The organism is Rossellomorea aquimaris, from assembly GCF_003315075.1.
Taxonomy (GTDB): domain Bacteria; phylum Bacillota; class Bacilli; order Bacillales; family Bacillaceae_B; genus Rossellomorea; species Rossellomorea aquimaris_C.
Genome location: NZ_QNRJ01000008.1, coordinates 31373 through 56718, shown reverse-complemented (window position 1 = coordinate 56718; position 25346 = coordinate 31373). Strand labels below are relative to the sequence as shown.

The window sequence follows — 25346 nt, the reverse complement described above, 5'->3', positions numbered from 1 at the left end:
GAATACTCTTTAAATGGAATGAAAAAGAGGAGGATATACGATGCTACTGGAAGCCATTTATCATAGACCAAAAGATAATTATGCATACGCTTGCACGAAAAACGAATTACACATACGGATTCGCACGAAGAAGAATGATGTAGAGAACGTCACACTCCTGCATGGAGATCCTTATCAGTGGGAAGACGGAAAATGGATATATGATCGTAAGGAGATGGTTTTAACCGGAACTGATCAGCTGTTTGATTATTGGTTCGCTCCCATCTCCCCTCCTTTCAGACGCCTTCGTTATGGTTTCCTTCTTCATGACGAAACGGAAGAAGTCTTTTATGGAGAAAAAGGATTTAACGGGGCTCCTTCTACTGATATCGGGGATTACTTCTGTTTCCCGTTCTTGAATACTATCGATGTATTTCAAGCCCCTTCATGGGTGAAGGATACAGTATGGTATCAAATCTTCCCGGAGCGATTCGCAAATGGAAATACGGAGAATGACCCTGAAGGAACACTGGCTTGGAATAGCACAGACCCCACTCCCACCAATTTCTTCGGAGGGGATTTAGAAGGTGTGATCCAGAACATTCCTTATCTAAAAGAGCTTGGAATCTCCGGGATTTACTTCACCCCCATCTTTAAAGCGCATTCCAATCATAAATACGACACGATTGATTATTTCGAAATCGATCCACAGTTCGGTACGAAAGAAACGTTGAAGGAATTAATAAAGGTCTGTCATGAGAATGAAATGAAAGTGATGCTCGATGCCGTCTTTAATCATAGCGGCTTCTATTTTGACCAGTTCCAGGATGTACTTGAAAACGGTGAAGATTCTCCTTATAAAGAATGGTTTCATGTAAACGAATTTCCTTTGGATATCGAGAGTAAGCCGCCTAATTATGATACTTTTGCATTCGAACCTTCCATGCCCAAGTTAAATACTGAAAATGAAGATGTCCGCAATTATCTATTAGAGGTTGGCAGATACTGGATAAAGGAATTTGATATCGATGGATGGCGTCTGGACGTTGCAAATGAAGTCGATCACCACTTCTGGCGCGAATTCCGCAGAGAAGTGAAGGGTATAAAACCGGATCTATATATTTTAGGGGAAATATGGCACGATTCAATGCCCTGGTTACGGGGAGATCAATTCGACGCTGTCATGAACTATCCTTTCACGACAAATCTATTGAATCTATTTGCTCACCAAACGATTTCCGCTTCTCAATTTGCAGAGAATATGACTTCGGTCGTGCATATGTACCCTAAGAACGTAAACGAAGTGAATTTCAACCTTGTCGGAAGTCACGATACACCACGTGTATTGACGGAATGCGGAGAAGATATCCGACGTGCTAAACAAATTTACACGTTCATGCTCACTTTCACAGGCACACCTTGTATTTATTATGGTGATGAAATCGGCCTGACCGGTGAACAGGATCCAGGGTGCCGTAAGTGCTTCCCATGGGAAAAAGAACATCATAATGAAGAGCTCTTCAGGCATATACAGAAACATATCTCCCTTCGCATGCAGTATCCACTGTTAAGCAACGAAGGAAATCTGACGTTTTTACCCGGGAACCTTCATGAGCATTGCCTTGCCTTCACAAAATCAAACGGAGAGGAAACCATCTTCGTTCTATTAAACTCCAGTGAAGAATCGACCACCTACTCTCTTCCTTTTGAATTAAAAGGAAAGAAAATCACGAATCTGTGGAGCGGTGAAGATTTTGCCGCTGAAGCAGAGTCCATCGAAGTGGCACTTGAAGGGTATGGATTTGCTATCCTGAAATTTTAATGAATTTTAGTTCATGATCAGCGGGACTACACCTTAACGGTTAGTCCCCTTATCTATTTAAATCGCATAAATTGACCAGGTGCCTATCCCTGGCCAGCTAAAGGAGAAAATCTATGAGCAAGACTCAAAAAAACATGACCCTCTTTGCCTTGACTTGGCCGATTTTCATTGAAATCTTTCTCCATATGCTGATGGGAAATGCCGATACGTTAATGCTCAGTCAGTACTCAGATGACTCTGTTGCAGCCGTAGGGGTTTCCAATCAAATCCTTTCTCTCATTATTGTCATGTTTGGATTTGTCGCAACAGGTACTGCCATTCTTGTTGCTCAGCATCTGGGAGCCCGGGAGGATCGATTGGCAGGAGAAGTATCCATCGTATCCATTGCCGTTAACTTAGGATTCGGTCTCTTCCTGAGTATCGCCCTTGTGTTTTTCAGTGAGCCGATCCTGCTTTCAATGGACCTCCCCCGTTCCCTGATGAATGAAGCCTCTTCTTATTTAAAAATCGTTGGAGGGTTCGCCTTCATCCAGGCATTGATCATGACAGCCGGTTCCATCATGAGGAGCTACGGCTACACGAAAGACGCCATGTATATTACGATCGGAATGAATATCATCAATGTGATCGGGAACTATTTATTTATCTTTGGTCCATTTGGCGTTCCTGTTTTAGGAGTAGAAGGGGTCGCGATTTCCACGATTGCTTCGAGACTGATCGGATTTATCGTGAGCATCATCGTGATTACCAAACGGATTCCTAACGCCCTTCCAATCAAGAGGCTTTTTCGTTTACCCATTTCCCATGTGAAGAATTTACTTCGCATCGGAATTCCTTCTGCAGGAGAACATCTCTCTTATAACGGTTCACAAATGGTCATTACGTATTTCATTGCAAGTATCGGGACGAACGCATTGACCACCAAAGTGTATGCACAAAACCTGATGATGTTTATCTTTTTATTCAGCGTAGCGATCAGTCAGGGAACTCAAATTATCATTGGTCATATGATCGGGGCGAAACAATTTGACAGTGCCTATGAACGGTGTTTGAAAAGTTTAAAGATTGCTATCTTCATCTCTCTCATTATGGCCGGAATTTTTTCTATCGCAGCGGAGCCGCTGCTGCGAATATTTACTAACAACGAAGAAATCATTTCTCTTGGTAAAACATTAATCTACCTGACCATCATTCTCGAACCAGGCAGAAGCTTCAATTTAGTTGTCATTAACGCACTAAGAGCAACAGGTGACGTACGCTTCCCAGTCTACATGGGAATCTTATCCATGTGGGGAGTGAGCGTTACACTCTCCTATATACTCGGAATCTGGTTCGGGCTCGGCCTTATCGGAATCTGGATCTCCTTCATTGCCGATGAATGGCTCCGAGGCCTCATCATGCTCAAACGCTGGCGATCCAAAATATGGATCCACAAACGATTTGTCAAAAGTGATTAAAGCGCAATGTAGAGGGACGGACCTTCCTTTAGTATTACCACCGCTCCCCTCCCTCCTTTTTATAAAGAGTCAGCTCTCCAATCGAGCTGACTCTTTTTTACTCCAAATGAAAACGCATTCATTAATTCATGTTAAGTTTTTTTACATAAAAACGCTTACATTACAAATTAACACTTGAACTTTTGTTATTTTCTGAATATGATAAATAATATAACTTATTCATGTCACAAAACCTAACATCAAAGAATCAATTTATCCAAGAATGAAAGAACAAAAAACATAAGGAGGAAAAAACAATGAAAAAAGTAGAAGCGATTATTCGTGCAGAAGCATTCTTGTCCCTGCGAGAAGCGTTATGCCTTCGTGGATTCAGCGGGCTGACCGTATCAGAAGCAGCTGGCTGTGGGAAACAGAAAGGAAAGCAAGGGATTTTCAGAGGGAATAAATTCGAACTGCAGTTAGTCCCCCGTGTGAAGGTGGAAATGATCGTCGACGATGGTCAGGTTGAAGACATCATTGATCTCATTGTTGAACATTGCAGTACTGATACCGTAGGAGACGGGAAGATTTTCATCTATCCGGTTGAGGATGTCATTCGCATCCGTACAGGGGAACGAGGAAAAAAAGCCGTTTTATAGATCACTTCATTCTTGACTCAATCACTAAGCCGCTTTACCAAACCAAATTCGGAGGGATACCATTGATTAAAAAAATTTCTGCTCTGTTGCTTCTATCACTGTTTGTGAGCACTACTGCTCTCGCTGCGGCCCCTACCGCAGAATCTGTTCAAGCATCCGTTGACTCCCTATGGGTCATGATTGCTGCAGTTCTTGTGTTCTTCATGCACGCTGGATTCGCCATGGTCGAGACTGGATTTACCCGGGCCAAGAACTCTCTTAATATCCTGATGAAAAACTTCTTAACTGTAGCCATTGCTTCTGTACTGTTTTTCATTGTTGGATTTGGGTTTATGTTTGGAGGAACATCCGGAGGCATCATTGGTACTGACAGTTTTTTCCTTTCGGGACGTGAAGATATCGGCTTCTTCTTATTCCAATCCGTATTTGCCGCAACATGTGCAACGATCATTTCAGGTGCTGTAGCTGAACGCATGAAGCTTAAAAGTTATATTCTATTAACCATTGCCATGACCGGAATCATTTATCCGATTGTCGGACATTGGATTTGGGGCGGCGGATGGCTATCAGAACTTGGATTCGTCGATTTCGCCGGATCTACTGTCGTTCATTTAACAGGTGCTGTCGGAGCGTTCATTACCGTGCTTTTCCTTGGAGCACGTATCGGCAAATACAATAAAGGGAAAGTGAATGTTATCCCTGGTCATAATATCCCGATCGGTGCCCTTGGGGTATTCATCCTCTGGTTCGGCTGGTTTGGATTTAATGGAGGCAGCAGCTTGGCCGCTGATCCGACGCTTGTACCTCATGTCATTACAACCACTTTATTCTCAGCATCAGCCGCCATTCTTTCATCCGCTTTCTATACGTTAGTAAGATTTAAACGAATCGACCCTTCCCTGACGTTAAATGGAGCCCTGGGAGGACTTGTCGGTATCACCGCCGGCTGTGCCAATGTATCACTCGTCGGCTCTCTCATTATCGGGCTTATTGCAGGAGTGATCCTTGTTGAAGCGGTAACCGTAATCGATTCCAGACTTAAGGTCGATGATCCTGTAGGGGCCATTGCCGTACATGGAATTTGCGGGATATGGGGTACAGTAGCCGTTGGCTTGTTCGATGTTTCAAACGGTTTGTTATATGGCGGGGGCATTTCTTTAGTAGCCACCCAAGCCCTCGGTGTGTTGGCCGTTATTGCCTGGACCTCCGTCACTGTCGGAGGGTTTCTGTTCATCGTAACGAGAGTATCCAGTATTCGCGTTTCACGTGAAGAAGAACTTTCAGGACTGGACTTTACAGAGCACGGGTCGAATGCCTATGAATTAAAGGACACTGTATTGGAATCAAACGTTTCTTCCTCTTCTCCTTTTGGATCTGATTTAGTTGACCGACTAAATTCGATCGGAACAGGTAAAGTGAGTGAAACCATCAATCAACGAAACACAATATAGTCTGAATCGGAGCTGCCCGGAGCGGCTCTTTTTTTTGTTCTCCAACAAAAATAAGCTCGTATGGAAAACTTCTAACTAAAGCTTCCATACGGGCTTATTTACGAAATCGTTGAAATGATTTTTTCTTTTAAATCTTTTGAAACGAAATGTTTCTTGGAAAAAACATTATAGTGATTATTTCTTACCTCACCCAGGATGGCTCGATATAATAATGCCGCACCCTTCACCGGGGTCCTTGAATACATAGGATAAAGATTCATTGTACGGAAAGCTTTCTCATAATAGTCTTCTGCAATCTGAGCCATCTCTTCCCATATGGACTGGAATGCAGCATTATTTCGATGATCCATGAATTCTGCTACGGTATATTCATATTTAACTAATAAATCCTGAGGGATATATAATCTCCCTCTTTCCAGATCTTCCCCGATATCCCTTAATATATTGGTAAGCTGCATGGCATAACCTAAGTAGATTCCATCTTCCCTCAATTGGTGTTCTTTCCCCGGAGCAAGAATAGGAAGAAGCATTAACCCTACCGTGCTTGCAACGTGATAAGAATAGTCCAGTACATCATCCATCGTCACGTAAATTCTCCCGTTCAAATCCATTCGTTGCCCTTTAATCATATCCCGGAAAGCTCCGATGTCCATATTGAAATGTTGAAACACATCGTTCAAGGCTACCCACATAAGTTCTCCTTCATTATAATAGCCTGTTAAAAACGATTCGAATTCCATTTCAAATTCCAGTAATTCCTCAGAAGGTTTCATACCCTCGTCTACGATATCATCCACTCTGCGACAGAATGCGTATACTGCCCATACAGCTTTCTTTTGGTCTTTCGGTAACAGGGAGAATGCTCTGTAAAACGTCTTTGAGTGAAGTTTAATGATATTCTCACAATGATCGTATGCCTCCAAGATCTTGTTCATGTAAGGTCACATCCTTCCTTTCCGACTCGGTTTTATCATGTTCTTTAAAGGTTTCAGCTACGAGTTTTGCCCCCTGCATGACGATCGGCACTCCCCCACCAGGATGGATGGATGCTCCCACAGCAAAGATATTCTTTTCCTTAAACGGTTGCACCTGTGGTCTGAACGGGCCTGATTGACCTAAACTGGGTGCAATACCGAAGCTTCCCCCTGAATATAACCCCTCTTGTTTTGCCTCTTCCGGTGTTCTTACTTTCATCCACGTGATTCGTTCTCTTAAGTGATTGAATCCCTTCTTTTCCATTTTATCCAATACGTAGTGGGAAAGAGATTCTGAAGCCTCCTTCCAGTCCAAATTCTCGGAAACCGGAACAGGGATAAGGACGTATAGGACACTGTTCCCTTCAGGCGCCAGGGATGAATCGACCTTAGACGGATTAAATACGTAAAATGAAGGTTCTTTAGGAATTCTCTTATTCTTGAAAATATCCTCCATATTCTCAGAGAAATGTTCATTTAAATAAAATTGGTGCATTTCCTTTTCTTCAAACTTCCCATCAACGCCCATATACAATAGGACGCAACCAGATGAAGGCTTGTAAGGTTTAGGGGCCTTCTTCTTTACTAGCTTGGAAGCCGTAGGAAAATCTCCATTGATGATCACTGCATCTATTTCTTCTCTATGGTTTCCGAGGACGATGTGAGTCGCTTTATCTCCTTTAGTCTCTATTTCTGTGACAGGTAAGGAGGTCTTGATAGTGACACCTTTCCTATCACATGCCTGCTGCACATGCTCCAAAAGACTGGCATAACCGCCTTTTATATAATAGATACCATGTTGATGTTCGCTAAAGGATACTAAACTGTAAATGGCAGGTGTCGTATAGGGATTTCCACCGATGTATAGGGTCTGAAGCCCGTAGGCGGTTTGTAGTTTTTCATGGTTGAAATAATGCTTTAAATTCCCCATCACATTTCGATACGCTTTTAATTTCAGCAGAGAGCCGACGGTTTCCTTGCTCAGATAGTCTTTCGTTTTTAAAAATGAGGATTCGAGAAACTGCGGCTTCCCGATGGTAAATCGTTCATCCATATCATTCATAAATTGCAGAAATCCGTCTTCATCTCCAGGAAACTGCTGTTTTATTTCTTCGTATTGCTTATCCACATCCGCATATTTTGTATATGTTTGACCATCTGCAAAATGGACGTTATACAAGGGATCACATCGAACGAATTCAATTTCGTCTGTGTTTATACCTGCTTCTGAAAGAATGGAAAGCAGCATTTCAGGCAGGAGCACAATGGTCGGTCCTTTATCAATTTTATATTCACCTTCTTGAATAAAGGCAAGTCGCCCACCAATGGTTGACTCCTTTTCATAAATGGTAACCTCATGACCATCTTTTGCAAGTAACAGACCCGATATCAACCCGCCGATTCCTGATCCAACAACCGCCGTTTTCATAATGCTTCCCCCATTGTTTGGTCTTTAGTGAACGAATGGGACGGATCTTCGTTCATCAGCATATTCGTTGTAATCCGGGCTGATTCCAATATCGTAGGCAGCCCGCTTCCCGGATGGGTCCCTCCTCCGACAAGCCAGCAGTTTTCAAGCTCTTCAAATTTATTGTGAGGTCTCATTGCCATCATTTGTGTTAATTGGTGACCGAGATTAAAGGTCGCACCTTGATAAATATTGAAATCTGCCTCCCAGTGATGAGGCGAGATGATTTTTTCAACCTGGATATGTTCCCGGATATCCTTCAAACCTGTTTTGCTTTCAACTGCATCCAGAACAAGATTCCGGAAGGTTTGCTCATTCTCTGTCCAATCAATTCCGCTTACATTATTCGGCACGGGGGCAAGAATATATAAGGTGGAATGTCCTGGGGGTGCCAGCGTCTGATCTGTCACGGAAGCATTTTGAATATAAATGGAGGGATCTTCCGGAAGTGTAAACGTCTCTGTAATTTCCTCCACATTTCTCTTATAGTCTTCTGCAAACAGGATGCTGTGATGAGGCAGATCATACTGTTTATCGATTCCAAGATAAATCATGAAGGTGGAGCAGGAATACTTCTTCTTCTTCAGTTTTTCTTTACTGTATTTCTTGAGAACCCCATCTTCTACAAGGTTACTCATCACATGAGCAAAATCTCCATTGATGATGACTTCATCTGCTGTAACCTTCTCTCCGTCCTCCGTAATGATTCCCTTTACCACATGACGATCTTCAATCCACAATTTCTTGACCCCGCGGCCCAAATGGATGGAACCTCCATGCTCCGTTACTACTTTGGCCATGGCTTTCGATAGCTGATTTACCCCTCCGATAGGGTGAAAAATGCCATATTCATGCTCCATGAAGGACAGAATCGAGAATGCCCCCGGACACTCCCACGGTGACATCCCTAAATATTTCGATTGGAAGGTAAAAGCTAACCGCAATTCATGATCGGTGAAATAATCACTTAACACACTATAAAGTGATTTTCCTAAGGATAATTGGGGAAGTGCCCTCAAAACCTTCCAGCTGATATATTGATAATATCGATCCATAGGACTTTGAAGAATCGGCTTTAAACGTTCCATTTTTTTACGAGTGTCATTCATAAAACGTGTATATCCTTCTGCATTCCCTGGATAATGACGCTCGATTTCTTCAGAAAGCCGCTCCGGGTCTTTAAACATCTGCACTCTTTTATCTTTAAATATAAGTTCGTACATCATCGAGAGCTCTTGTAAATCCACATAATCGTGTAGATTCCTTCCTGCCGCCTCGAATAATTCCTCAGCAATTTCCGGCATACTTAGGAACGTGGGTCCAATATCGAACGTATATCCCCCCATGGTGACAGCCCCGTTTCGTCCGCCAACAAATGTTTGCTTCTCATATATTTCTACGTCGTATCCCTTGCCGGCCAGCAGCATTGCCGCTGCCAAGCCACCTGGACCAGCGCCTATGACGATCATTTTCTTGGCCATTGTTATAGCCTCCAGTGTGTTTTTTATTTGTACATTCATTATACAATTGTTATACAACTAATTATACAACTCTTTTCCGGTAGAAACAAAGTTTAAACTCTATTTTTTCAGATTTTATTTTTTTCTCAGTAAAACCAGCTTGTCTCCCATTAAATAAACACAAAAAATAGGATTTAGGTTTTTCAACTTTATGTAGGAGTTTGGCCCTTTTACAAAGAGATAAAAAGGCATGCAAAAGGTTTCTTTCCTTTTACTATGCCTCCTTTTCTCTTCATTATTACTTTAAATCTATGTTTGTACCTGTCTCTTAATTCTTTATAATTACCGGGTAAGTTGACCGACGGAGGATCACAGAACCAAGGGCTCACTTTCCCAAACAAAATCAGGTGAGCTTCTTCCTTATAAGAAGCTCACCTGTTTTGTACGTCTACTATTCCACAATCTCAACATTATAATCCTTAAACCAAACATGAATCTGTGCCAGGTGGGCAAGTAGCTGGGGACCGGTCATGAGTTGGCCGTACCATGGCACCTCGAAGGCAGATCCGCCTGTTGCAACGATTTCTTTCAGTTTTTCTTCATCGAATAATTCATAGAGAACGCTTGATTTGTCTTCGAGTATTTCATTCAACCAGTTACTGACCAGCTTCGTGTACTCAGGGTGGTGGGTTTTTGGATACGGACTTTTCTTACGATAAAGGACTTCGTGAGGCAATACTCCTTCAAGAGCCTTTCGCAGAATCCCTTTTTCTCTTCCCTCGTGCATTTTCATCTCCCATGGTATATTCCAGACGTATTCTACGAGTCTATGATCAGCAAATGGCACACGGACCTCTAGACTTGCCCCCATGCTCATTCGATCTTTACGATCTAACAATGTCGTCATGAACCAAAGTAAATTCAGGTAGAATAATTGTCTTCTTTTCGCTTCAACTTCACTTTCCCCTTCTAATAATGGGGTTTCTGCCACTGTGCGATCATATTGCTCCAGCACATATTCTTCCAGATTTAATTTCTTGCTCCATTCTTCTTTTAGAAGACCTTGACGCTCAGCCGTGGAGCGCATCCATGGAAATCCTCTGCGGTCGAAATCTTCAGGACGGTGAAACCAAGGGTAACCTCCGAATATTTCATCCGCACATTCCCCTGATAACCCAACCGTGAAATCCTGTTTAATTTCCCGGCAGAACCATAATAGGGATGAATCCACGTCTGCCATTCCCGGTAAGTCTCTTACATGAACCGCTTCAGTCAGGTAGTCCTTCAATTGCTGTTGGCTGATGACACAGCGATGGTGCTCGGTATCGAATTCCGAAGTCATCTTTTCTATCCATGGCGCATCGGAATTAGGCTGAAAATCGTCCGCTTTAAAGTATTGTTCGTTTTCTTCATAATCAATGGAATAGGTATGAAGTTTCCCTTTTCCTTCTTTTTTATAGCTGTTCGCTGCCACCGCGGTAATCGCACTTGAATCGAGTCCGCCTGATAAGAACGTACAAAGTGGCACATCGGAAACGAGCTGTCTCTCGATGGCATCAGTCAAAAGGAAGCGCACCTTTGACACTGTTTCAACAAATGAGTCCGTATGCTCCTCACTCTTCACATTCCAGTATCTCCATATTTTCAAGCCATCTTTGGAGAATATCAAAGCATGAGCAGGACGGAGCTCCTTCACCCCTTTAAACACTCCATTACCAGGCGTCCGGGAAGGCCCCAGTCCCAGTACTTCCGCTAACCCTTGATGATCCACCTGAGGTAAAACATCCGGATGGGCCAGTAACGCTTTGAGTTCGGAACCGAAGAGGATTCCTTCTTCCTTTTCAAAATAAAATAAAGGCTTTACGCCCATTCGATCCCTGCCTATAAATACATGCTCTTTTTCACTGTCCCACACAGCAAAGGCAAAAATCCCATTTAAATGATGGACACAATCCTCACGCCACTCTATATAAGATGTTAACAGGACCTCCGTATCAGAATGGCCATTGAAGGTATAACCCTTAGAAATAAGTACTTTTCTCAAATCTTCTGTATTGTAAAGTTCTCCATTGTAGCAAATGGTGAAAAGGTGCCCGTCATGCTGTATGCTCATGGGCTGTCTTCCTCCTGCAGGATCTACTACAATCAATCGTTTATGACCAAACGCAACATGCTGGTCAATCCATACATTCGTTTCATCTGGCCCTCTTTTAGAAAGGGTTTCTGCCATTTTTTCCACTACTTCTTTTTGATCAGACAAATCTCGTTTATAATGAATCCAACCTGTAATTCCGCACATGGTGATCATCCTCACTTTCTAATCAAACAAACTGGGCTCACGGACACATAAATTATTCTATGCTCCGGGCAGGAAATGGTTAATTGTCTCAATCAATTTTCACATGAATGAAATATGATAATTATGACAAGAAATGTAGTTAAGGAGGGATATTCACTTGAGCAACACATTTCGATCAAACATTTTAAAATCCCAAAAAAGGTCCTATTCCGAAGGCACTGCTCTTTTCGAAGATGATACGTGGTACTTTTTCGAAATTGATGCCGAGGAAGAGTCTGAGCTCGAATTTTACCTCAATCATGAATTGAAAGTATATAGAGATGGAGACTGGCTTGCAGGTGTATTGTTGGAAGATGGAATCATTGTCACACCGTACGAACGATTAAGAATCGAGAATGGCGATCGAATTCAAATAAAGAAGAATATATTGTATTCGTTGGAGAATTTATTGGAAGAGATTTCCGATGATGCTTTTCATCAGTTTACAACGGCCTTGAACAATTTGGGTTATTCTATTTATGATAGTATCTTTTGCCATAACCACCTGGTTTTCCTTGGAAATCAAAAGATCAAAGAAGGAGTTAACTTCATTACCTTCGATAACGGTGTAGAAGTATGTGCGGTCCAGCATCACTTCACCTATTACAAAAAGAAGCGGGACCGCTTTGAATTCACATTAAGTACGGGGAGACGAATTGTGATTGAAAGTTTTAACATTTAATCCATTCATAAACCCAAATAGAAAAAAGCAAATGCCTGCCGGTATCCGACATACATTTGCTTTTTTTTCTATTCCTTCTCTATCCAAGGAAATTCAAGCCCAGAGGCAAACGTAATCCCAAATAAAGAACAATGATTAAAGCGATGATCAATTGAATCCAGAACATCTTCGTACTCTTGCCTTTATTCATGCGAACCAAGACCATCTCGAACATACCGATGACCCAGATTCCAACCAATCCTTTAATGCCATATAGGGCAGGATTAATTCCTTGATGCTTCCAGAATAATAGGGCACCCGTTAAAATAATGAGCAGGTAGAATAACCTTAAGATCATATGTACAACTTTCATGCCTTTTTTCTTTCCTGCATTATGTAAGCCAACCGCTACAAAGAAAAGAATAATCGCAATCACCCAAGTTGTAATATGGGCATGTGTATTATCAAACATAATGAACCTCCTACAGGTAGATAGTATACGTTCATAATATTACCATAGTCTTTACTCCAACAGAAATTTTAACTAGGCCTGTAACTGATTTGTCAAAATTCCCAGAGATTCAATTTCGATTTCCACTCTGTCACCCTTCTTCAGAAAAAGCGGAGGCTTGAAGCCTTTTCCAACTCCAGCAGGTGTCCCGGTAGCAATGATATCACCAGGCTCAAGCGTCATCCCCTTTGATAACGTAGAAATGATGGTGGGAATGGTGAATATCATTTCACTTGTGTTCGAAGACTGACGGATTTCATCATTTACCCTCGTCGTGATTTCCAGATTCTGCGGGTCGACGATTTCATCCTTGGTGACAAGATACGGACCGATCGGACATGTTGTATCCAGGCTCTTACCGATGAAAAATTGGCCATGCTTTTTCTGCAGATCCCTGGCGGTTATATCATTGAGTATCGTATATCCAAATACATACTCCAAGGCGTTTTCCAGGGAAATCCCTTTTCCTCTCCTGCCAATCACGACAGCAAGCTCCCCTTCATAATCAAGCTGCTCCGTCATTTCACCATGATTCAGCACCGTTTCTTCATGACCGACTACGGTATTGGTCGCTTTGGTGAAAATCATGATGTCTTTCGGGATATCCTGCTCCCCACCCATTTCAATGGCATGATCACGATAATTTTTTCCTACACACATAATATTCCTCTTCACTTTTGGAAGCGGTGAAAGCCACTTTACCTCATCATGAGAATATGACGGACAATCTAAGGAAATGTCCTGAAGGATGTTTATTACTTTTTGAATAAAGCCTTCCCCCCGTTCTATCCCGCCAAGTAAATCCTGAGGTAAGCCGTGCAAACCTGCTAACTCTACAATTCTGGCATTTCGCTCCACACCATACGTCTGTCTATCCCCAACCTGAAAGCTAACAAATTTCATCCCTTACTCATCCCCTTCGTTTGACTTTAGAAACTATAACTCTCCCTTTTTAACCACAGTGCTTTTTCCATAACTTAATACACGCCACAGCTTCTCAACCGGACCGTATTTAAACTTGGATAACCAAATTTCTGAAATGATCACTTGGATAGCATATATGCCAATCGCCAGTAAAGTACCCGTCGTTAACGTCACTTCTCCATACAATCCAAATCCATACGAATAGAAAATCAGGGTGCCGATGACCGATTGCATGAGGTAGTTCGTCAGGGACATTTTCCCTACTGAGGCTAGAGGCTTGCTCCCTTTCATGATTTTTTCATTCAACATTAATAATGAGAGGATTATTGCATAAGATACTGATAAGAACGGACCTCCCAAAAAGTCTTGAATATACGCATATGCAAAATTGGACTGAATGAATAGTGGCATTGATTTAATGAAGATCCCAATCACCAAAGTACAGATTCCTATCACAATCCATGTCTTCTTATAATCTCTTACCTTTTCCAATAGTTGCAGTTTACTAGCCCCGGCCCCAATCATCATCATTGGCAAGATTGAAAGTAATAAGAATATAAGATTACCTGGTGAATTCACTGCATACCAGTCCTGAAAACGCTGCTCCATAATACTGCTGAAGCTTCCAGAGGCATACGCGGCAACAGAATTCTGCAGTGACTGGATATCAGTGAACTGGGTTACACCAGTCGGATCTGCGAAAGTCATTAATACTAGCAGAATACTAAAGAATAATTGAGGCAGCAGAAATAATAATCCCCCTAACCACAATAATCCCTTTCCAGACAGCCTCATGAAAAAGAGCAGCAGCAGACCGAATACGGCATAGTTAATTAAAATATCTCCCGACCAAATAAGGAAAGCATGAATAGAGCCAATCACCAATAAGATAAGAAGCCTTCTGATTCCAAATAAATAGAAAGAAGTTCTTTTAGCAATTGCCCTTTGTTGCTGAATGCCTAATCCATATCCAAACATCATGGCGAATAGAGGATAGAAGCTTGCTTGGACCCATACATCTATCCATGGATACAATGCGACATCTTCAGGTGTCTTCCACCAGGAATAGGGGTCAAGATAAAGAAATGGTGAATGAAAGGAAATCATATTGATGATAAAGATTCCAAGTAATGAAAAACCTCTAATCACATCAAGACTTACAATACGTTCTGAATGTTCGGTTGGCGATAAAGTGGTCATTAATAGTTCCTCCGAAAAATTAATCTTACTTTCATTCTAACTCCAAATCTGAAATTAGGCGATTATCACCTATTGTTTCTTCTCACATAGAATAACAATAATTAACTTTGTCTTAAAGGTGTGAGTCGAAATGCCCGCAATTGTAGGAATTGCACAAGTCATAAACGTCGGTTCCAGTGGCGTTTTTCACATTGGTGACGTATTTAACATTAGTCCAATATCAACAGCCAAAACCTTTGCCGGTGCAGGTTCGTTTATTACAGGGAGAGGAATTTCCGTCTATAATGAAAGCTCCTTAACCTATACTGTGGATGACGATGCTGTGGATCAAGGAATAAACTTTAACCTATGAGTGTGATGCGAAAATGACGAATTATTATGTTCAACAATCCATACAGATTCAATTTATTAAAATTGGAGGAATGTCCAATTCTTCCGTTTTACAAATTGGTACATGTGGCCAAATAAACACAAATGACTATCTTTATAATACCGGCGGTTTTACGGAACCCGCTCCTGAAGCTGAAAAAAAAGGCAGTGTTTCAACGGGACCATCACCAACACCCTTAGTTCCTCTTCAAAACCCATAAAAGAACCCGCGACAAAGAAAGAGGTGGCAGGATGACTAATTACTATATGACCCCACAACAACTCTATCAGTATATTGACATGTTGAATACGAAAATTGTCGCGTTAGAACAAAAAGTAAATGAGCTCTCACAAGAATTAATGACGATCAAGGAAACACCTAAGATTAATGTAGAAAGAATTGAATATAAGTTCGATCAGCTTAAAGTCGAGTCCCTTGACGGCACATTGAATATTGGTCTGAACCCTAGTAATTTAAAGGATACCATAGAGGATTTAGCCGTAGACCAAAATGTGAATGTCAATTCCATCAAAGATCTAACTCCCTACAAAGAAAGAATAACGAATGAAATACAGGCATACATTCAAACCGAATTGCCTACCCTGATTCAAGACAATGAAATGCAATTCCAACGATCACTCGACCCTTCTTATTATGAAATGGTACAGCAAGACCTATTAAATCAGATGCCGCAGAGAATCGATTTCTACCTTGAAAACATACCACATGTCGAATCCAAGCAATCCGAAGAGGAGTGGGAAAGAAAAATCATTTCAAAAATCAAAAAAGATATCCAAACGGCCCTCTTCTCTTTCATGTCACAAATGCCGGAAAATATGGAAGGAATGAATAACAATGAACCTCCAAGTAATCAATCGTGAATTGTCAGTCGGCAGTATTGATATTGCAGGGGTGGCAAGCTCTTCCCTGGTCCTGATCGGGGATGCTGACATCATTCAGCTTACGTCTGCCTTCGATACACCGCCAGAGTCCCTCATCATCGGTCCATTCGTTCCTCTTACACCAAAGGGATAATGTATGTTTAAACGATATTCGATTGTGAATAAATTAGATGGGATTACTTTAGCCTTTAGCTCTCTCTACCAAGTAGGCGATTCCCAAAATATTAATGCCCTATCATTTGCCTATGCAGTACAGCGGGAAAAAGAATTTTTCTTAACGAGTGAAGGAAGCTTTGATTCCAGAGTGTTTCAAGCTCCACTTGCAAAACCTTCCATTGATCCCGAAGTGAGGGTCAGCCGCCTAAACCTTTGTCCAATCAAAGTTGACCAGGTTTATATCAGGGCAACGGCATTTTCTTCAATTGTTCATATTGGAAACACCTCAAATGTAGCAATGGAATCGAGGGTCAAGCACATCCGGCAGCTTGAAAGTAAAATAGATGAAGATCCACAAACGTTTGAAACCATAGATCAACCAGATTAGAAACACGCTGTAATAGGGAACATGAACATTCTACCCTATTTCACATAGGTTAACTGTATAGATATATATGAAGAGGATGTTGAATATGCCCGCTTTAGTAGGTCCTGTCTCTATTCTAAATGTCGGTGGAGGAAGTGTTCAGTTTGGAGATACAGGTATTATTTCACCTAAGTCCGCATCAAAAACTTTTGGTGGTTCTGGTGGATTCAATACAGGTCCCTTTCAGTTAACCTACAATGTATTCAGTGTGAATACCACATTTGATTGTAATGTTGTGGATCAACCGATAACAGGGAATAACTAAAAGCAAAAAGCGATATTATAGCTTTTTGCTTTTTTATCTGGGTAAGGAGCGACGTGAAACAGCCTCACCGTTTCTTTTTTTTACGTTCATTGCTTTTCCTCGTTTTCACCAATTTAGTGGAGGGCTGCTTTCGGATCCACTTAATGAACTTGTGAATCTTTTCATCCCTCCTCAAGTATTCGATGGTGTTCAATCTTACGCCCAATTCATCATTTGTATAGAGGGAGTGAATTTGTTTGTGACACGGGATACAAAGTTGTGCTGTGGGAAGGAAGGTTCCCCCCACCTCCTTAGGTGTCAGGTGATGAATCGTGGTTTCTACATTTTGACGAGAGCATAATTCACATGTACCAATCGTTTTTTTACTCATTTCAAAACCTTCCTGTATGTGTTTAGTATAGATATTCCCTATTTTTATCACTTTTAAAAAATGCTCTTTTCGCAAAGATTGTTGTTTTCTAGCATAGAATCTGCCAGGGCTCTGTCAACCAGGTTTATGCTGGATGGTGAGGGGAACTACTCCGCTTGCAGCTAGCGTTCGGCCGAGCCTCCTCAGCTTAGCCGAACGGGGTCTCGGCACGCCCAAAATCCGCCGGAGTCTGCGCAGTTCCCCTCACCATCTTTAACAGTATTTTATGACAGAGCTTCAAAGTGTGTAAGAAAACAGTGTATCTAGAAAAAATAATTCTTCTTCCTTAAAACGAAAATCAATCACTACTTACCTTAAATGAGATTGTTTGCTAAAATTCTTGTTTTAATTGTTTTCTATTAAGGATTCATGCTCAGAAAGTTGATTGGAGCGGAAGGAGGCTCGACTCCTGCGGGAATAGCTGGACAGGTGAGACCCCGGAGGCGCAGCCGAGGAGGCTCACCGCCAGCCCCGCGGAAAGCGAGCATCCTGGAGCGGAAATCAACTATTACTTTCTCCTCTACAATAGCAACAAACTTTAAGAAAAAAGCCTTTTAAAAAAACCACTTTGAAGGCAAGTGCTTCAAAGTGGTTCTTCTTTATAGTTCCAGCACATGCCCTCCGTCGAAAAAGTAAAGATACTTTTCAGACACTGTTTCTTTCCAAATCGATTCCAATGCGCGGGTATATAATTCAATTTGCACCCTATAACGCTCTTCAAGTATCGGTCTTGCTTCTCTAAAACCATCTTTATAGCGATCATGGATACCATCCGTTTTGTAATCCAACAGCACAATTCCCGATTCATCCCGGAATACACAGTCAATGACCCCTTGAACGAGGATCGTTTCTTCCGGGGCTCCCTCCCCTGTTTCCGATATTTCACTCAGAGGGACACTCATGCTGAATGGAATTTCCCGTTGGATATTCGCTGCCTGAACCAGACGCTTCCCAAGGTCGCTTTGGAAGAAACCAACGATGTTGTCTGACGAGATGGCTCTTTCCTGTTCTTCCGTCAGGATTTCTTTATTCACTAACATCGATAACAACTCTTTTACATCTTCTTCTGTGGGTACACCATCCGCAAACGAAATATGCTGCATGACCGTGTGCATGGCCGTTCCTTTTTCAGCAGGTGACAGCTCTTTGGACTGCATGAATTGAGGCCTGTTATACACCGGCTTTTGATGGCGACGAAGAATATCGATACTTGCTGCTTCATCCCTTATTTCCACCATGCGCTTCAGCTCAGAAACCGATTGCTTCGAGCGAAGGTTTGTAGCACTCAGATGGGGATACTTCCACGACAAACGGTGCAATACCTCTTTTTTATGAGTGGACTCTATTTCCACTTCCCCACCGTTCTTCACTTGCTCTTTCCAATTGTCATCTTCACTCAATGACTCCTCTTCTTCTGCACCCAGCTCAGACTTATGAATCGTCTTGATATGAAAGGAGGAAGGATGCTTTAGAATCTCTTCATTGATCCCGCTTCCTTCTAAGACCGCATCTTCCCCAAGCTCTCCACAATGGGGGTGTCGCATGAGGGACGGACCTATCCAGTCAAGATAGGAACTGGCCCCGGCACGGTCATAATCAGATAACAACCATTCGGTCTGACCTAAAGCTCCCCGCCATTTCTTAAGTGACTTCTCTAAGCTTTTCACGGTTCCCACCAAGAATAGCTTTTCTTTGGCACGGGTTAACGCCACATAGAGCACCCGCATTTCCTCTGAGATGGCCTCCATGCGCTTCTTCCGCTTAAATGCCAGCTGGGGAAGGGATGGATAACTGATTCGCTTCCCCGGGTCGGTATACTTGGTGGCCAAACCCAGATCTTTATCTAATAAATAGGAAGCGTTCAAGTCCATAAGATTGAATTGCTTCGACGTGCCAGCGACAAAGACAACCGGAAACTCAAGCCCTTTACTGGAGTGAATCGTCATTAAGCGGACCACATCCTCCTGTTCACTGAGAGCTCTCGCTACCCCGAGGTCATCTCCTCTTTCCCTCATCCGATCAATGAATCGCAGGAAGCGGAATAACCCTCTGAATGATGTTGATTCATATTGGCGGGCACGGTCGTATAGTGCCCTAAGATTTGCCTGACGCTGCTTCCCGCCTGCCATTCCTCCGACATAGTCATAGAATCGGGTGTCCCGGTACAATTGCCAAATCAGCTCTGTAACCGATCCTTGTCTAGCCTTTGTCCGCCAGTTTTGCAGATGATACAGGAACACTTTGACCTTTTCAAATGTTTCTTCTTCACGTGGGTTACCTGGTTTTTCACTTGCAAATTTCTTCAAGGCTTCGTAATACGTTCCCGCTCTAGAATGGATTCGAATGCTTGCAAGTCCCTGCTCGTCCAGTCCAACAATCGGTGAGCGAAGAACCGATGCCAGGGGAATATCCTGATACGGATTGTCAATCACTTTCAGCAGTGAAAGCATGATCGCGATTTCGGTTGCTTCAAAATAACCAGTAGACAGATTTGCATAAATCGGAATTCCTTGCCGTTTGAATTCTTCCATGATTTCTGCCGCCCAAGGCATGGAACGAAGCAGAATCACAATATCCTTGTACTGAATCGGACGCTCTGTCTTCGTTTTGGCATCATAGATCGGTGTTCGCTCTTCAATCATGCTCTTCACTTTATTTGCCATGTAGCGGGCTTCAAGCACGGATTTCTCAATATCACCCTCGTCAAAAATGGACAATTCCTCTTCATCACCACCCGCTTCCTCTGATTCCTGATTAATGATCGCTACTTCGATCGGATACTCTTTCTCTTCAGGATAAGGGGCACCCTTTACCAGCTCTGCTTCCCGGTTATATTCCATCTCCCCAACCGAGGATCCCATGATTTGCTTGAATAAAAAGTTGGTTCCCTCTAATACCTCTTTCCGGCTTCTGAAATTTTGAGATAAATCGATCTTCAATCCCGCTTCTCCGCTTACAGGAAGAAAGCGGGTATACTTTCCTAAAAACAGATTCGGTTCTGCCAATCGAAAGCGATAAATGGACTGCTTAACATCTCCTACCATAAAACGGTTCCCTACTTCTTCTCGTTCTTCGGTAATGAGAAGAAGAATCGACTCCTGAACCATATTCGTATCCTGATATTCATCGACCAATACTTCTTTGAATTTATTTTTATACTGCTTTGCCGCTTCTGAAGGAAGTAAAGAATCTGATGCAGGGTCTCTTAAAATTTCTAGACAAAAATGCTCTAAATCCGCAAAGTCAACAAGTCCTTTTTCTTCTTTCACTTGTCGGAAACGTTTGCCGAATTCCACCACCACTTCTGCCAGGGTGTGAATCACGTCTCTCATCTTCTTCATATCCTCAAGGAATGACTCCGGTCTTCTTGAGAAAAAATCTTCCTGCAGTTTCTCTAACGTTTTCTTCCCTTGATCCCGAAGCTTTTTGGCTTCATCTACCATATCCTTGTTATAGTCATCCCCGCGACAAGCTTTTAACTTTGTAAAGGGAAGGGTTTGAATCGTCTTATATAATGCATTCCATGAAATCTGCCGGCTTTCTTCAAGGCTCTCGACAATCTCAATATCGCTTAGAAAATTTTCAGCTCTTGGACCCGGACCTCCAGGAACCCGTGTCAGATCCAATGCACGCTGAAACAAGTTTTTCGCCCCATGAAGCTGTAAGCGAATATCGGTCAGAAGCGGCTGAATGAAGGATAGCTGATCAATCTCTACACCTTCTTGGATGTCATACATCTCTTCCAGCCCTCTCAGCCATTCGTCCGGGTTCGGATGGGAACGTGAAAAGTCATACAGCTTTCGGATCATATCCTGAAGGGCCCCGTCACTTCTATCATTGGTAAATGTATCTACCAGTGTAAAGAAATCATGATTATGTTCTTTTCCGTATTCCTCTTCAAACAGCTCATCAAGCACTTCATCACGCAGCAGATCCTCTTCTGTTTCATCGGCAATCCGAAAACCCGGGTCAATGTCGATGAGATAATAATATTTACGAATCACTTCAAGGCAAAAAGAGTGAAGAGTCGAAATAGAAGCACGGTTCAGTAAGCTCAGCTGCTTCCTTAAATGATGGGAATGGGGATCCTCATCAATCGCCTTTTCCAATGCCTGCCCGATCCGATGTCTCATCTCAGCGGCCGATGCATTGGTAAAGGTTACAACCAATAGTTCGTCCACATCCATTCTGTCTTCTTCAGAAAGGATTTTCTGAATGATCCTCTCTACAAGAACTGCGGTCTTCCCTGATCCTGCGGCCGCTGCTACGAGAATGTCCTGACCTTTTGCCCAAATCGCCTTCCACTGATCATCTGTCCATGTAACATGATCAGGCTTTGCCGGTATCGTACCATTACTCATTGGACTCTACCTCCTCTCTCACTTTTTTTAATAGATCTTCTGGTTTAGCCGTCGGGAGAACTCTGTACTCGTTTTCTTCAAGAGATTGGTCGAATTGACAAACGGAACGGAACGAACAGAACTGACATGGTGTACGGTCCTTCAGCTTGTAAGGAGTAATATTGGTCTCACCTGAAACGATCCGGTTCCCTGACGCTTCATATAGCTTTCTCACATGCTGGCGCATATAGTGAAAGTCTTCTGTTGAAGCCGCTTTTGACCGGGAGGATAATGATCCATCCTTCTTGATCCCGGCCGAGATGATATCTGAGTTCCCGGTATCCAATGTTTGATCCATTAAACGAACGATGTCAGAGTCTCCCAGAACGAGTCCCTTCATTTTAAAGCTCTTAAAAATTTCCTTTTCAATTTGATCCATGGTCAAGATTTTCTTACTATTGATCATAGGATTATGAACGTGGAAATAGAGTACGCCTGCAGGCTTTGCTTCTTTCCCGACAAATTGCTTAGAGTTTGTTAACACAATATCTAAATACGTCAGCATCTGAAGGGCCAATCCGTAGTACACTTCCGTCATATCCAAATCTCTCGCACTCGATTTGTAATCAACAATCCTCAGGTATACTCCACTTGCATCTTCTGCCTTGTCTACCCGGTCGATCCTTCCCTGAAGCTCCATTTTCGTTCCATTTCTCAGCTGGAACTGGAACGGCGGCAGGGTCGCATGCGGTCCGAACCCAAGCTCCACCCCGACAGGCACAAACCCACTTGCCTTCGCATGTTCACTGAGAATGAGGCTCGCACGGCTTATGATTTGCTCAAGTTTCTGAGCGATATAATAATGGCGGTTTGAGCTTAATAGAATCTGGTGCTGAAGCTTCGGTGCGAGCATCAAGACGGCTTCTTTAGCAAGCTTTAGACACTGCGCTTTTGATAAAGATGCCCAGGTCAGACCATGACGTTCCACTTCTTCTGATATCCATTTAAGAGCGGAGTGGAACATTTCCCCGATATCCGGTGCCTCCAGTTTAAAGAAATCCCGCTCTCTAAGCTTCAACCCATGACTGGCAAAATGAGAAAACGGACAACTATGGAACAGCTCCATCCGGGATACACTTGCTAAAATATGGTCACCATACAGATCCCTGCTCGTATCCTCAGAAAGCTGATTCGCCCGATTCTGGTAGAAGAGACTGGATAAAATATGCTGTGAATGCCATTTCCAATCGTTTGATGCTGCATAGAAGTTATACACATCCCACCAGAAGTCATAGATCGGATATTCCCGTTTCTTCAACTGTAATTGCGACGTTAAATGAGAAATCGTCACATTGGGATGGCAAACATAGTGCAGCTGCTCTTCTTCAGAAAGCTCGGATGGTTCATTAATAAGAAGCTTCGTATTTGCATCCGGGAACATTTCATTCAGCCTTTTTATGAAAGAGGATGCTAATAACGCTTTTCCTTCTTCATTGGCGATGGGATAGCTGATGAATAAGCGTTCACTCGGGGTCGTAAAGGCTTTATACGCCACAAACTCCTCGTCCAACAGCTTCGTCCTGTTACTGGGAGCTATCTTGAAGCCCCTATTGATCAACGATTCCCGGTCTTCATCAGACAGGACTCCGTCTTCATTCATTTTCGCCGGAAGAACCCCATCATTCACCCCGATGATAAAGGCTGCTTTAATGTCACCCAGCCTTGATTTCTCAAGATCTGCAATAATGACCTGATCTATGGCCGGGGGGACTAAAGAGAACTGCATCGTTTCCATACCTGCATCCAGGATCGACGAGAATTTCTTCATCGTCGTTTCCTCATCACCGAGCATTTCTACATATTGATCAAGTAAGTCCATTACGGCTGACCAAGCTTGATCATGCTCTCTTGCCGCAATCAAGTCGCCTTTTTCTTCTGCTTCCATACGCATACGTTCAAGCTTAGCCGGAATATCCAACTCTTCCAGATATAGATAGAGAGTTTCACAGAATTCCCGTCCCGTGGATTGCTTTTTCAATCGTTTTCCGAGACGGATGATCGGCGCAGAAATAAATAAACGAAGCTCATTGATCTCATGCTCGAGTTCCTTTTCACGGTCGGTTTGTGGTGCGTCCACATGCTCAAGACCACGGAAGCGGCGGTATTTCCAGCGATCTTTCTTCGTCCAGCGATCGCCCTTGATCCCGTAGGCCAACACATAGTTCTCCAAACGGTCCATTTTTTCCCGCAAATCGGTTGGATTTTTTTGATAAGGAAACAACAGGTCAGTTTTCACCGCCCGGAAGACAGGCTCATATCTCCAGTTCGTGTTCATAATTTCCAGAGTCGAACGGATCAACTCAATTAATGGGTGATTTAACATTGTCCGCTTCTGATCAAGGAAAAATGGAATACTATAATCTTGAAAAATCGTTTCGACCTTATCACGGTAGTCCTGGCTGTTTCGAACCAGCACCGCTATATCCTTGTAGCGATACCCCTCTTCCCGGGCAAGCTTCCGTATCTCCCTTGCTATCCCTTCGACCTCTGCCCGGCGATTAGAGGCTTCCATAAACTCGATGGAGCCTTTTGCTTCTTCGCATGGAACAGTTGGCCGGTCCTCAAAATGACGTTCGAGATGCAGCATCGTTTCATTATGAAAGCGAATCGGCTTCACTAACACCTCTTCTTCTATTGACTTCCCCGCTCCACGGCATATATCCTGAAGAGTATGGTACGTTTCGTTCGTCATCCGATATAAGCTTAACTCGTTCATCGCACCCATTTGCTGCTCCGGATCGGCTGTCAGGGCAACCGTCACTGTCTTACTGTGCTGAATGAGCTGATCGATTATCAGATATTCCTGGGGCGTGAAGCTATGGAAGCCATCTATGTAAATCTCTGCATCTCTAAGAAGCTCAGAGTTTTTCACATTGTCTGCCAACAGCTGAAAATAGTCTTCTGAATCAATGTATTTGCCGAGGAGCTTCTCCTCGAATTTCTCATAAATCAGTTCAAGATCATGAAGCTTATCCTTCAAAACCTTTGAACCCCGCTCATCTTCCCCATCAAATTGGTGGAGATCCTGAGGCGAAATACAATAGCGCTTAAATTCCGTCAACATGGATTCTACATGATGAATGAAACCCGGCTTATCCGCGGCCTTCGAGAAAATATGTAGACGATCTTTATTTTCGTCGATAATCTTCCTAATCATCATATTTAAGCCGACATCTGATAGATGGTAGCGGCTCATTCCGCCCGTTTCCTGCAGAATCTTCCACGCTAGCCGGGTGAAACTGAACACCTGTCCACGAATCATCCCATTTAGACCGGGTGTGTTGACAAGCTCGTATTCCGATATAAATGACATCTGATCCGGTACGATATAGATGATGGGATCCCCATTCGGCGCTTCCAATAAGCTCTGTTTCATCTCATTTAATATGCGATGGGTTTTCCCCGTACCGGAGCGCCCGAGAATAAAACGTACAGCCATCCTCTCACTCCCTTTCTTATTCTAATATCTATTGTAACCATGAGGCAGGTTGAATTTTTGTATAGGTTCATTATAGTACACAGGAACAAATCTTT

21 protein-coding genes are annotated in these 25346 nt (G+C 42.8%); 11 read left to right on the top strand and 10 right to left on the bottom strand.

Annotation, left to right across the window (positions count from 1 at the left end):
* The first annotated feature begins 40 nt into the window (after nt 1-40).
* From DET59_RS12120 to DET59_RS12105, 4 genes are all read left to right on the top strand, one after another.
* Entirely contained in the window at nt 41-1801 is a 1761-nt protein-coding gene (locus tag DET59_RS12120; RefSeq protein ID WP_113969923.1) for an alpha-glycosidase, read from the top strand.
* A gap of 113 nt (nt 1802-1914) precedes the next feature.
* Entirely contained in the window at nt 1915-3258 is a 1344-nt protein-coding gene (locus DET59_RS12115; RefSeq protein ID WP_113969922.1) for an MATE family efflux transporter, read from the top strand.
* Nucleotides 3259-3554: 296 nt separating this feature from the next.
* The gene (locus tag DET59_RS12110) at nt 3555-3896 is read left to right on the top strand and encodes a P-II family nitrogen regulator (protein ID WP_060670328.1); all 342 of its coding nucleotides are present in this window, start codon (nt 3555-3557) and stop codon (nt 3894-3896) included.
* Nucleotides 3897-3958: 62 nt separating this feature from the next.
* Nucleotides 3959-5347 (top strand): ammonium transporter, encoded by a 1389-nt coding sequence (locus DET59_RS12105; protein WP_113969921.1) that lies wholly within the window; start codon nt 3959-3961, stop codon nt 5345-5347.
* 98 nt (nt 5348-5445) lie between these two features.
* Here DET59_RS12105 and DET59_RS12100 read toward each other — a convergent pair whose 3' ends face one another.
* The 4 genes from DET59_RS12100 to asnB form a co-directional block, all read right to left on the bottom strand.
* Entirely contained in the window at nt 5446-6282 is an 837-nt protein-coding gene (locus tag DET59_RS12100; protein ID WP_113969920.1) for a phytoene/squalene synthase family protein, read from the bottom strand.
* Nucleotides 6248-7750 (bottom strand): phytoene desaturase family protein, encoded by a 1503-nt coding sequence (locus DET59_RS12095; RefSeq protein ID WP_113969919.1) that lies wholly within the window; start codon nt 7748-7750, stop codon nt 6248-6250. The genes DET59_RS12100 and DET59_RS12095 overlap by 35 nt, the downstream gene beginning before the upstream one ends.
* Entirely contained in the window at nt 7747-9270 is a 1524-nt protein-coding gene (locus tag DET59_RS12090) for a phytoene desaturase family protein (RefSeq protein ID WP_113969918.1), read from the bottom strand. Before DET59_RS12090 ends, DET59_RS12095 begins: the two co-directional genes overlap by 4 nt.
* A gap of 430 nt (nt 9271-9700) precedes the next feature.
* Entirely contained in the window at nt 9701-11557 is a 1857-nt protein-coding gene (gene asnB, locus DET59_RS12085; protein WP_113969917.1) for an asparagine synthase (glutamine-hydrolyzing), read from the bottom strand.
* Nucleotides 11558-11705: 148 nt separating this feature from the next.
* Here asnB and DET59_RS12080 point away from each other — a divergent pair, with 148 nt between their 5' ends.
* A complete protein-coding gene (locus DET59_RS12080) occupies nt 11706-12269 on the top strand; it encodes a DUF2777 family protein (RefSeq protein WP_113969916.1) in 564 nt (187 codons plus the stop codon).
* Nucleotides 12270-12348: 79 nt separating this feature from the next.
* On the opposite strand, the gene DET59_RS12075 is transcribed toward DET59_RS12080, so the two are convergent.
* The 3 genes from DET59_RS12075 to DET59_RS12065 form a co-directional block, all read right to left on the bottom strand.
* Nucleotides 12349-12720, bottom strand: coding sequence for a YisL family protein (locus tag DET59_RS12075; RefSeq protein ID WP_044337728.1), 372 nt, complete (start codon nt 12718-12720; stop codon nt 12349-12351).
* A 72-nt stretch (nt 12721-12792) separates the two neighbouring features.
* The gene (locus tag DET59_RS12070) at nt 12793-13662 is read right to left on the bottom strand and encodes a fumarylacetoacetate hydrolase family protein (RefSeq protein WP_113969915.1); all 870 of its coding nucleotides are present in this window, start codon (nt 13660-13662) and stop codon (nt 12793-12795) included.
* A gap of 33 nt (nt 13663-13695) precedes the next feature.
* The gene (locus tag DET59_RS12065) at nt 13696-14883 is read right to left on the bottom strand and encodes a DUF418 domain-containing protein (RefSeq protein WP_113969914.1); all 1188 of its coding nucleotides are present in this window, start codon (nt 14881-14883) and stop codon (nt 13696-13698) included.
* 130 nt (nt 14884-15013) lie between these two features.
* On the opposite strand from DET59_RS12065, the gene DET59_RS12060 reads away from it, so the two are divergent.
* The 6 genes from DET59_RS12060 (at nt 15014) to DET59_RS12035 (ending at nt 17003) form a co-directional block, all read left to right on the top strand.
* Complete coding sequence (locus tag DET59_RS12060) at nt 15014-15235, top strand: spore germination protein (RefSeq protein WP_113969913.1); 222 nt, start codon at nt 15014-15016, stop codon at nt 15233-15235.
* Between the two features lie 13 nt (nt 15236-15248).
* Entirely contained in the window at nt 15249-15473 is a 225-nt protein-coding gene (locus DET59_RS12055) for a spore germination protein GerPB (protein WP_113969912.1), read from the top strand.
* Between the two features lie 31 nt (nt 15474-15504).
* Complete coding sequence (gene gerPC / locus DET59_RS12050; RefSeq protein ID WP_113969911.1) at nt 15505-16134, top strand: spore germination protein GerPC; 630 nt, start codon at nt 15505-15507, stop codon at nt 16132-16134.
* Entirely contained in the window at nt 16109-16288 is a 180-nt protein-coding gene (locus DET59_RS12045; RefSeq protein WP_060670356.1) for a hypothetical protein, read from the top strand. The genes gerPC and DET59_RS12045 overlap by 26 nt, the downstream gene beginning before the upstream one ends.
* A 3-nt stretch (nt 16289-16291) precedes the next feature.
* A complete protein-coding gene (locus DET59_RS12040) occupies nt 16292-16699 on the top strand; it encodes a spore germination protein GerPE (RefSeq protein ID WP_113969910.1) in 408 nt (135 codons plus the stop codon).
* Nucleotides 16700-16784: 85 nt separating this feature from the next.
* Nucleotides 16785-17003, top strand: coding sequence for a spore germination protein (locus tag DET59_RS12035; protein WP_113969909.1), 219 nt, complete (start codon nt 16785-16787; stop codon nt 17001-17003).
* Between the two features lie 64 nt (nt 17004-17067).
* On the opposite strand, the gene DET59_RS12030 is transcribed toward DET59_RS12035, so the two are convergent.
* From DET59_RS12030 to addB, 3 genes are all read right to left on the bottom strand, one after another.
* The gene (locus DET59_RS12030; protein ID WP_113969908.1) at nt 17068-17373 is read right to left on the bottom strand and encodes an HNH endonuclease; all 306 of its coding nucleotides are present in this window, start codon (nt 17371-17373) and stop codon (nt 17068-17070) included.
* Between the two features lie 638 nt (nt 17374-18011).
* Nucleotides 18012-21773 (bottom strand): helicase-exonuclease AddAB subunit AddA, encoded by a 3762-nt coding sequence (gene addA / locus DET59_RS12025; RefSeq protein WP_113969907.1) that lies wholly within the window; start codon nt 21771-21773, stop codon nt 18012-18014.
* Complete coding sequence (gene addB, locus DET59_RS12020; protein ID WP_113969906.1) at nt 21766-25251, bottom strand: helicase-exonuclease AddAB subunit AddB; 3486 nt, start codon at nt 25249-25251, stop codon at nt 21766-21768. The genes addA and addB overlap by 8 nt, the downstream gene beginning before the upstream one ends.
* Nucleotides 25252-25346: the final 95 nt, after the last annotated feature.

What these genes read in the sequence shown, in the direction of transcription:
- DET59_RS12030 (WP_113969908.1), bottom strand. Translation starts at nt 17,373, where the DNA reads ATGAGTAAAAAAACGATTGGTACATGTGAATTATGCTCTCGTCAAAAT.
- DET59_RS12040 (WP_113969910.1), top strand. Translation starts at nt 16,292, where the DNA reads ATGTTTAAACGATATTCGATTGTGAATAAATTAGATGGGATTACTTTA.
- addA (WP_113969907.1), bottom strand. Translation starts at nt 21,773, where the DNA reads ATGAGTAATGGTACGATACCGGCAAAGCCTGATCATGTTACATGGACA.
- DET59_RS12065 (WP_113969914.1), bottom strand. Translation starts at nt 14,883, where the DNA reads ATGACCACTTTATCGCCAACCGAACATTCAGAACGTATTGTAAGTCTT.
- DET59_RS12055 (WP_113969912.1), top strand. Translation starts at nt 15,249, where the DNA reads ATGACGAATTATTATGTTCAACAATCCATACAGATTCAATTTATTAAA.
- asnB (WP_113969917.1), bottom strand. Translation starts at nt 11,557, where the DNA reads ATGATCACCATGTGCGGAATTACAGGTTGGATTCATTATAAACGAGAT.
- gerPC (WP_113969911.1), top strand. Translation starts at nt 15,505, where the DNA reads ATGACTAATTACTATATGACCCCACAACAACTCTATCAGTATATTGAC.
- DET59_RS12110 (WP_060670328.1), top strand. Translation starts at nt 3,555, where the DNA reads ATGAAAAAAGTAGAAGCGATTATTCGTGCAGAAGCATTCTTGTCCCTG.
- DET59_RS12045 (WP_060670356.1), top strand. Translation starts at nt 16,109, where the DNA reads ATGAACCTCCAAGTAATCAATCGTGAATTGTCAGTCGGCAGTATTGAT.
- DET59_RS12035 (WP_113969909.1), top strand. Translation starts at nt 16,785, where the DNA reads ATGCCCGCTTTAGTAGGTCCTGTCTCTATTCTAAATGTCGGTGGAGGA.
- DET59_RS12120 (WP_113969923.1), top strand. Translation starts at nt 41, where the DNA reads ATGCTACTGGAAGCCATTTATCATAGACCAAAAGATAATTATGCATAC.
- DET59_RS12100 (WP_113969920.1), bottom strand. Translation starts at nt 6,282, where the DNA reads ATGAACAAGATCTTGGAGGCATACGATCATTGTGAGAATATCATTAAA.
- DET59_RS12070 (WP_113969915.1), bottom strand. Translation starts at nt 13,662, where the DNA reads ATGAAATTTGTTAGCTTTCAGGTTGGGGATAGACAGACGTATGGTGTG.
- DET59_RS12095 (WP_113969919.1), bottom strand. Translation starts at nt 7,750, where the DNA reads ATGAAAACGGCGGTTGTTGGATCAGGAATCGGCGGGTTGATATCGGGT.
- DET59_RS12090 (WP_113969918.1), bottom strand. Translation starts at nt 9,270, where the DNA reads ATGGCCAAGAAAATGATCGTCATAGGCGCTGGTCCAGGTGGCTTGGCA.
- DET59_RS12060 (WP_113969913.1), top strand. Translation starts at nt 15,014, where the DNA reads ATGCCCGCAATTGTAGGAATTGCACAAGTCATAAACGTCGGTTCCAGT.
- addB (WP_113969906.1), bottom strand. Translation starts at nt 25,251, where the DNA reads ATGGCTGTACGTTTTATTCTCGGGCGCTCCGGTACGGGGAAAACCCAT.
- DET59_RS12075 (WP_044337728.1), bottom strand. Translation starts at nt 12,720, where the DNA reads ATGTTTGATAATACACATGCCCATATTACAACTTGGGTGATTGCGATT.
- DET59_RS12115 (WP_113969922.1), top strand. Translation starts at nt 1,915, where the DNA reads ATGAGCAAGACTCAAAAAAACATGACCCTCTTTGCCTTGACTTGGCCG.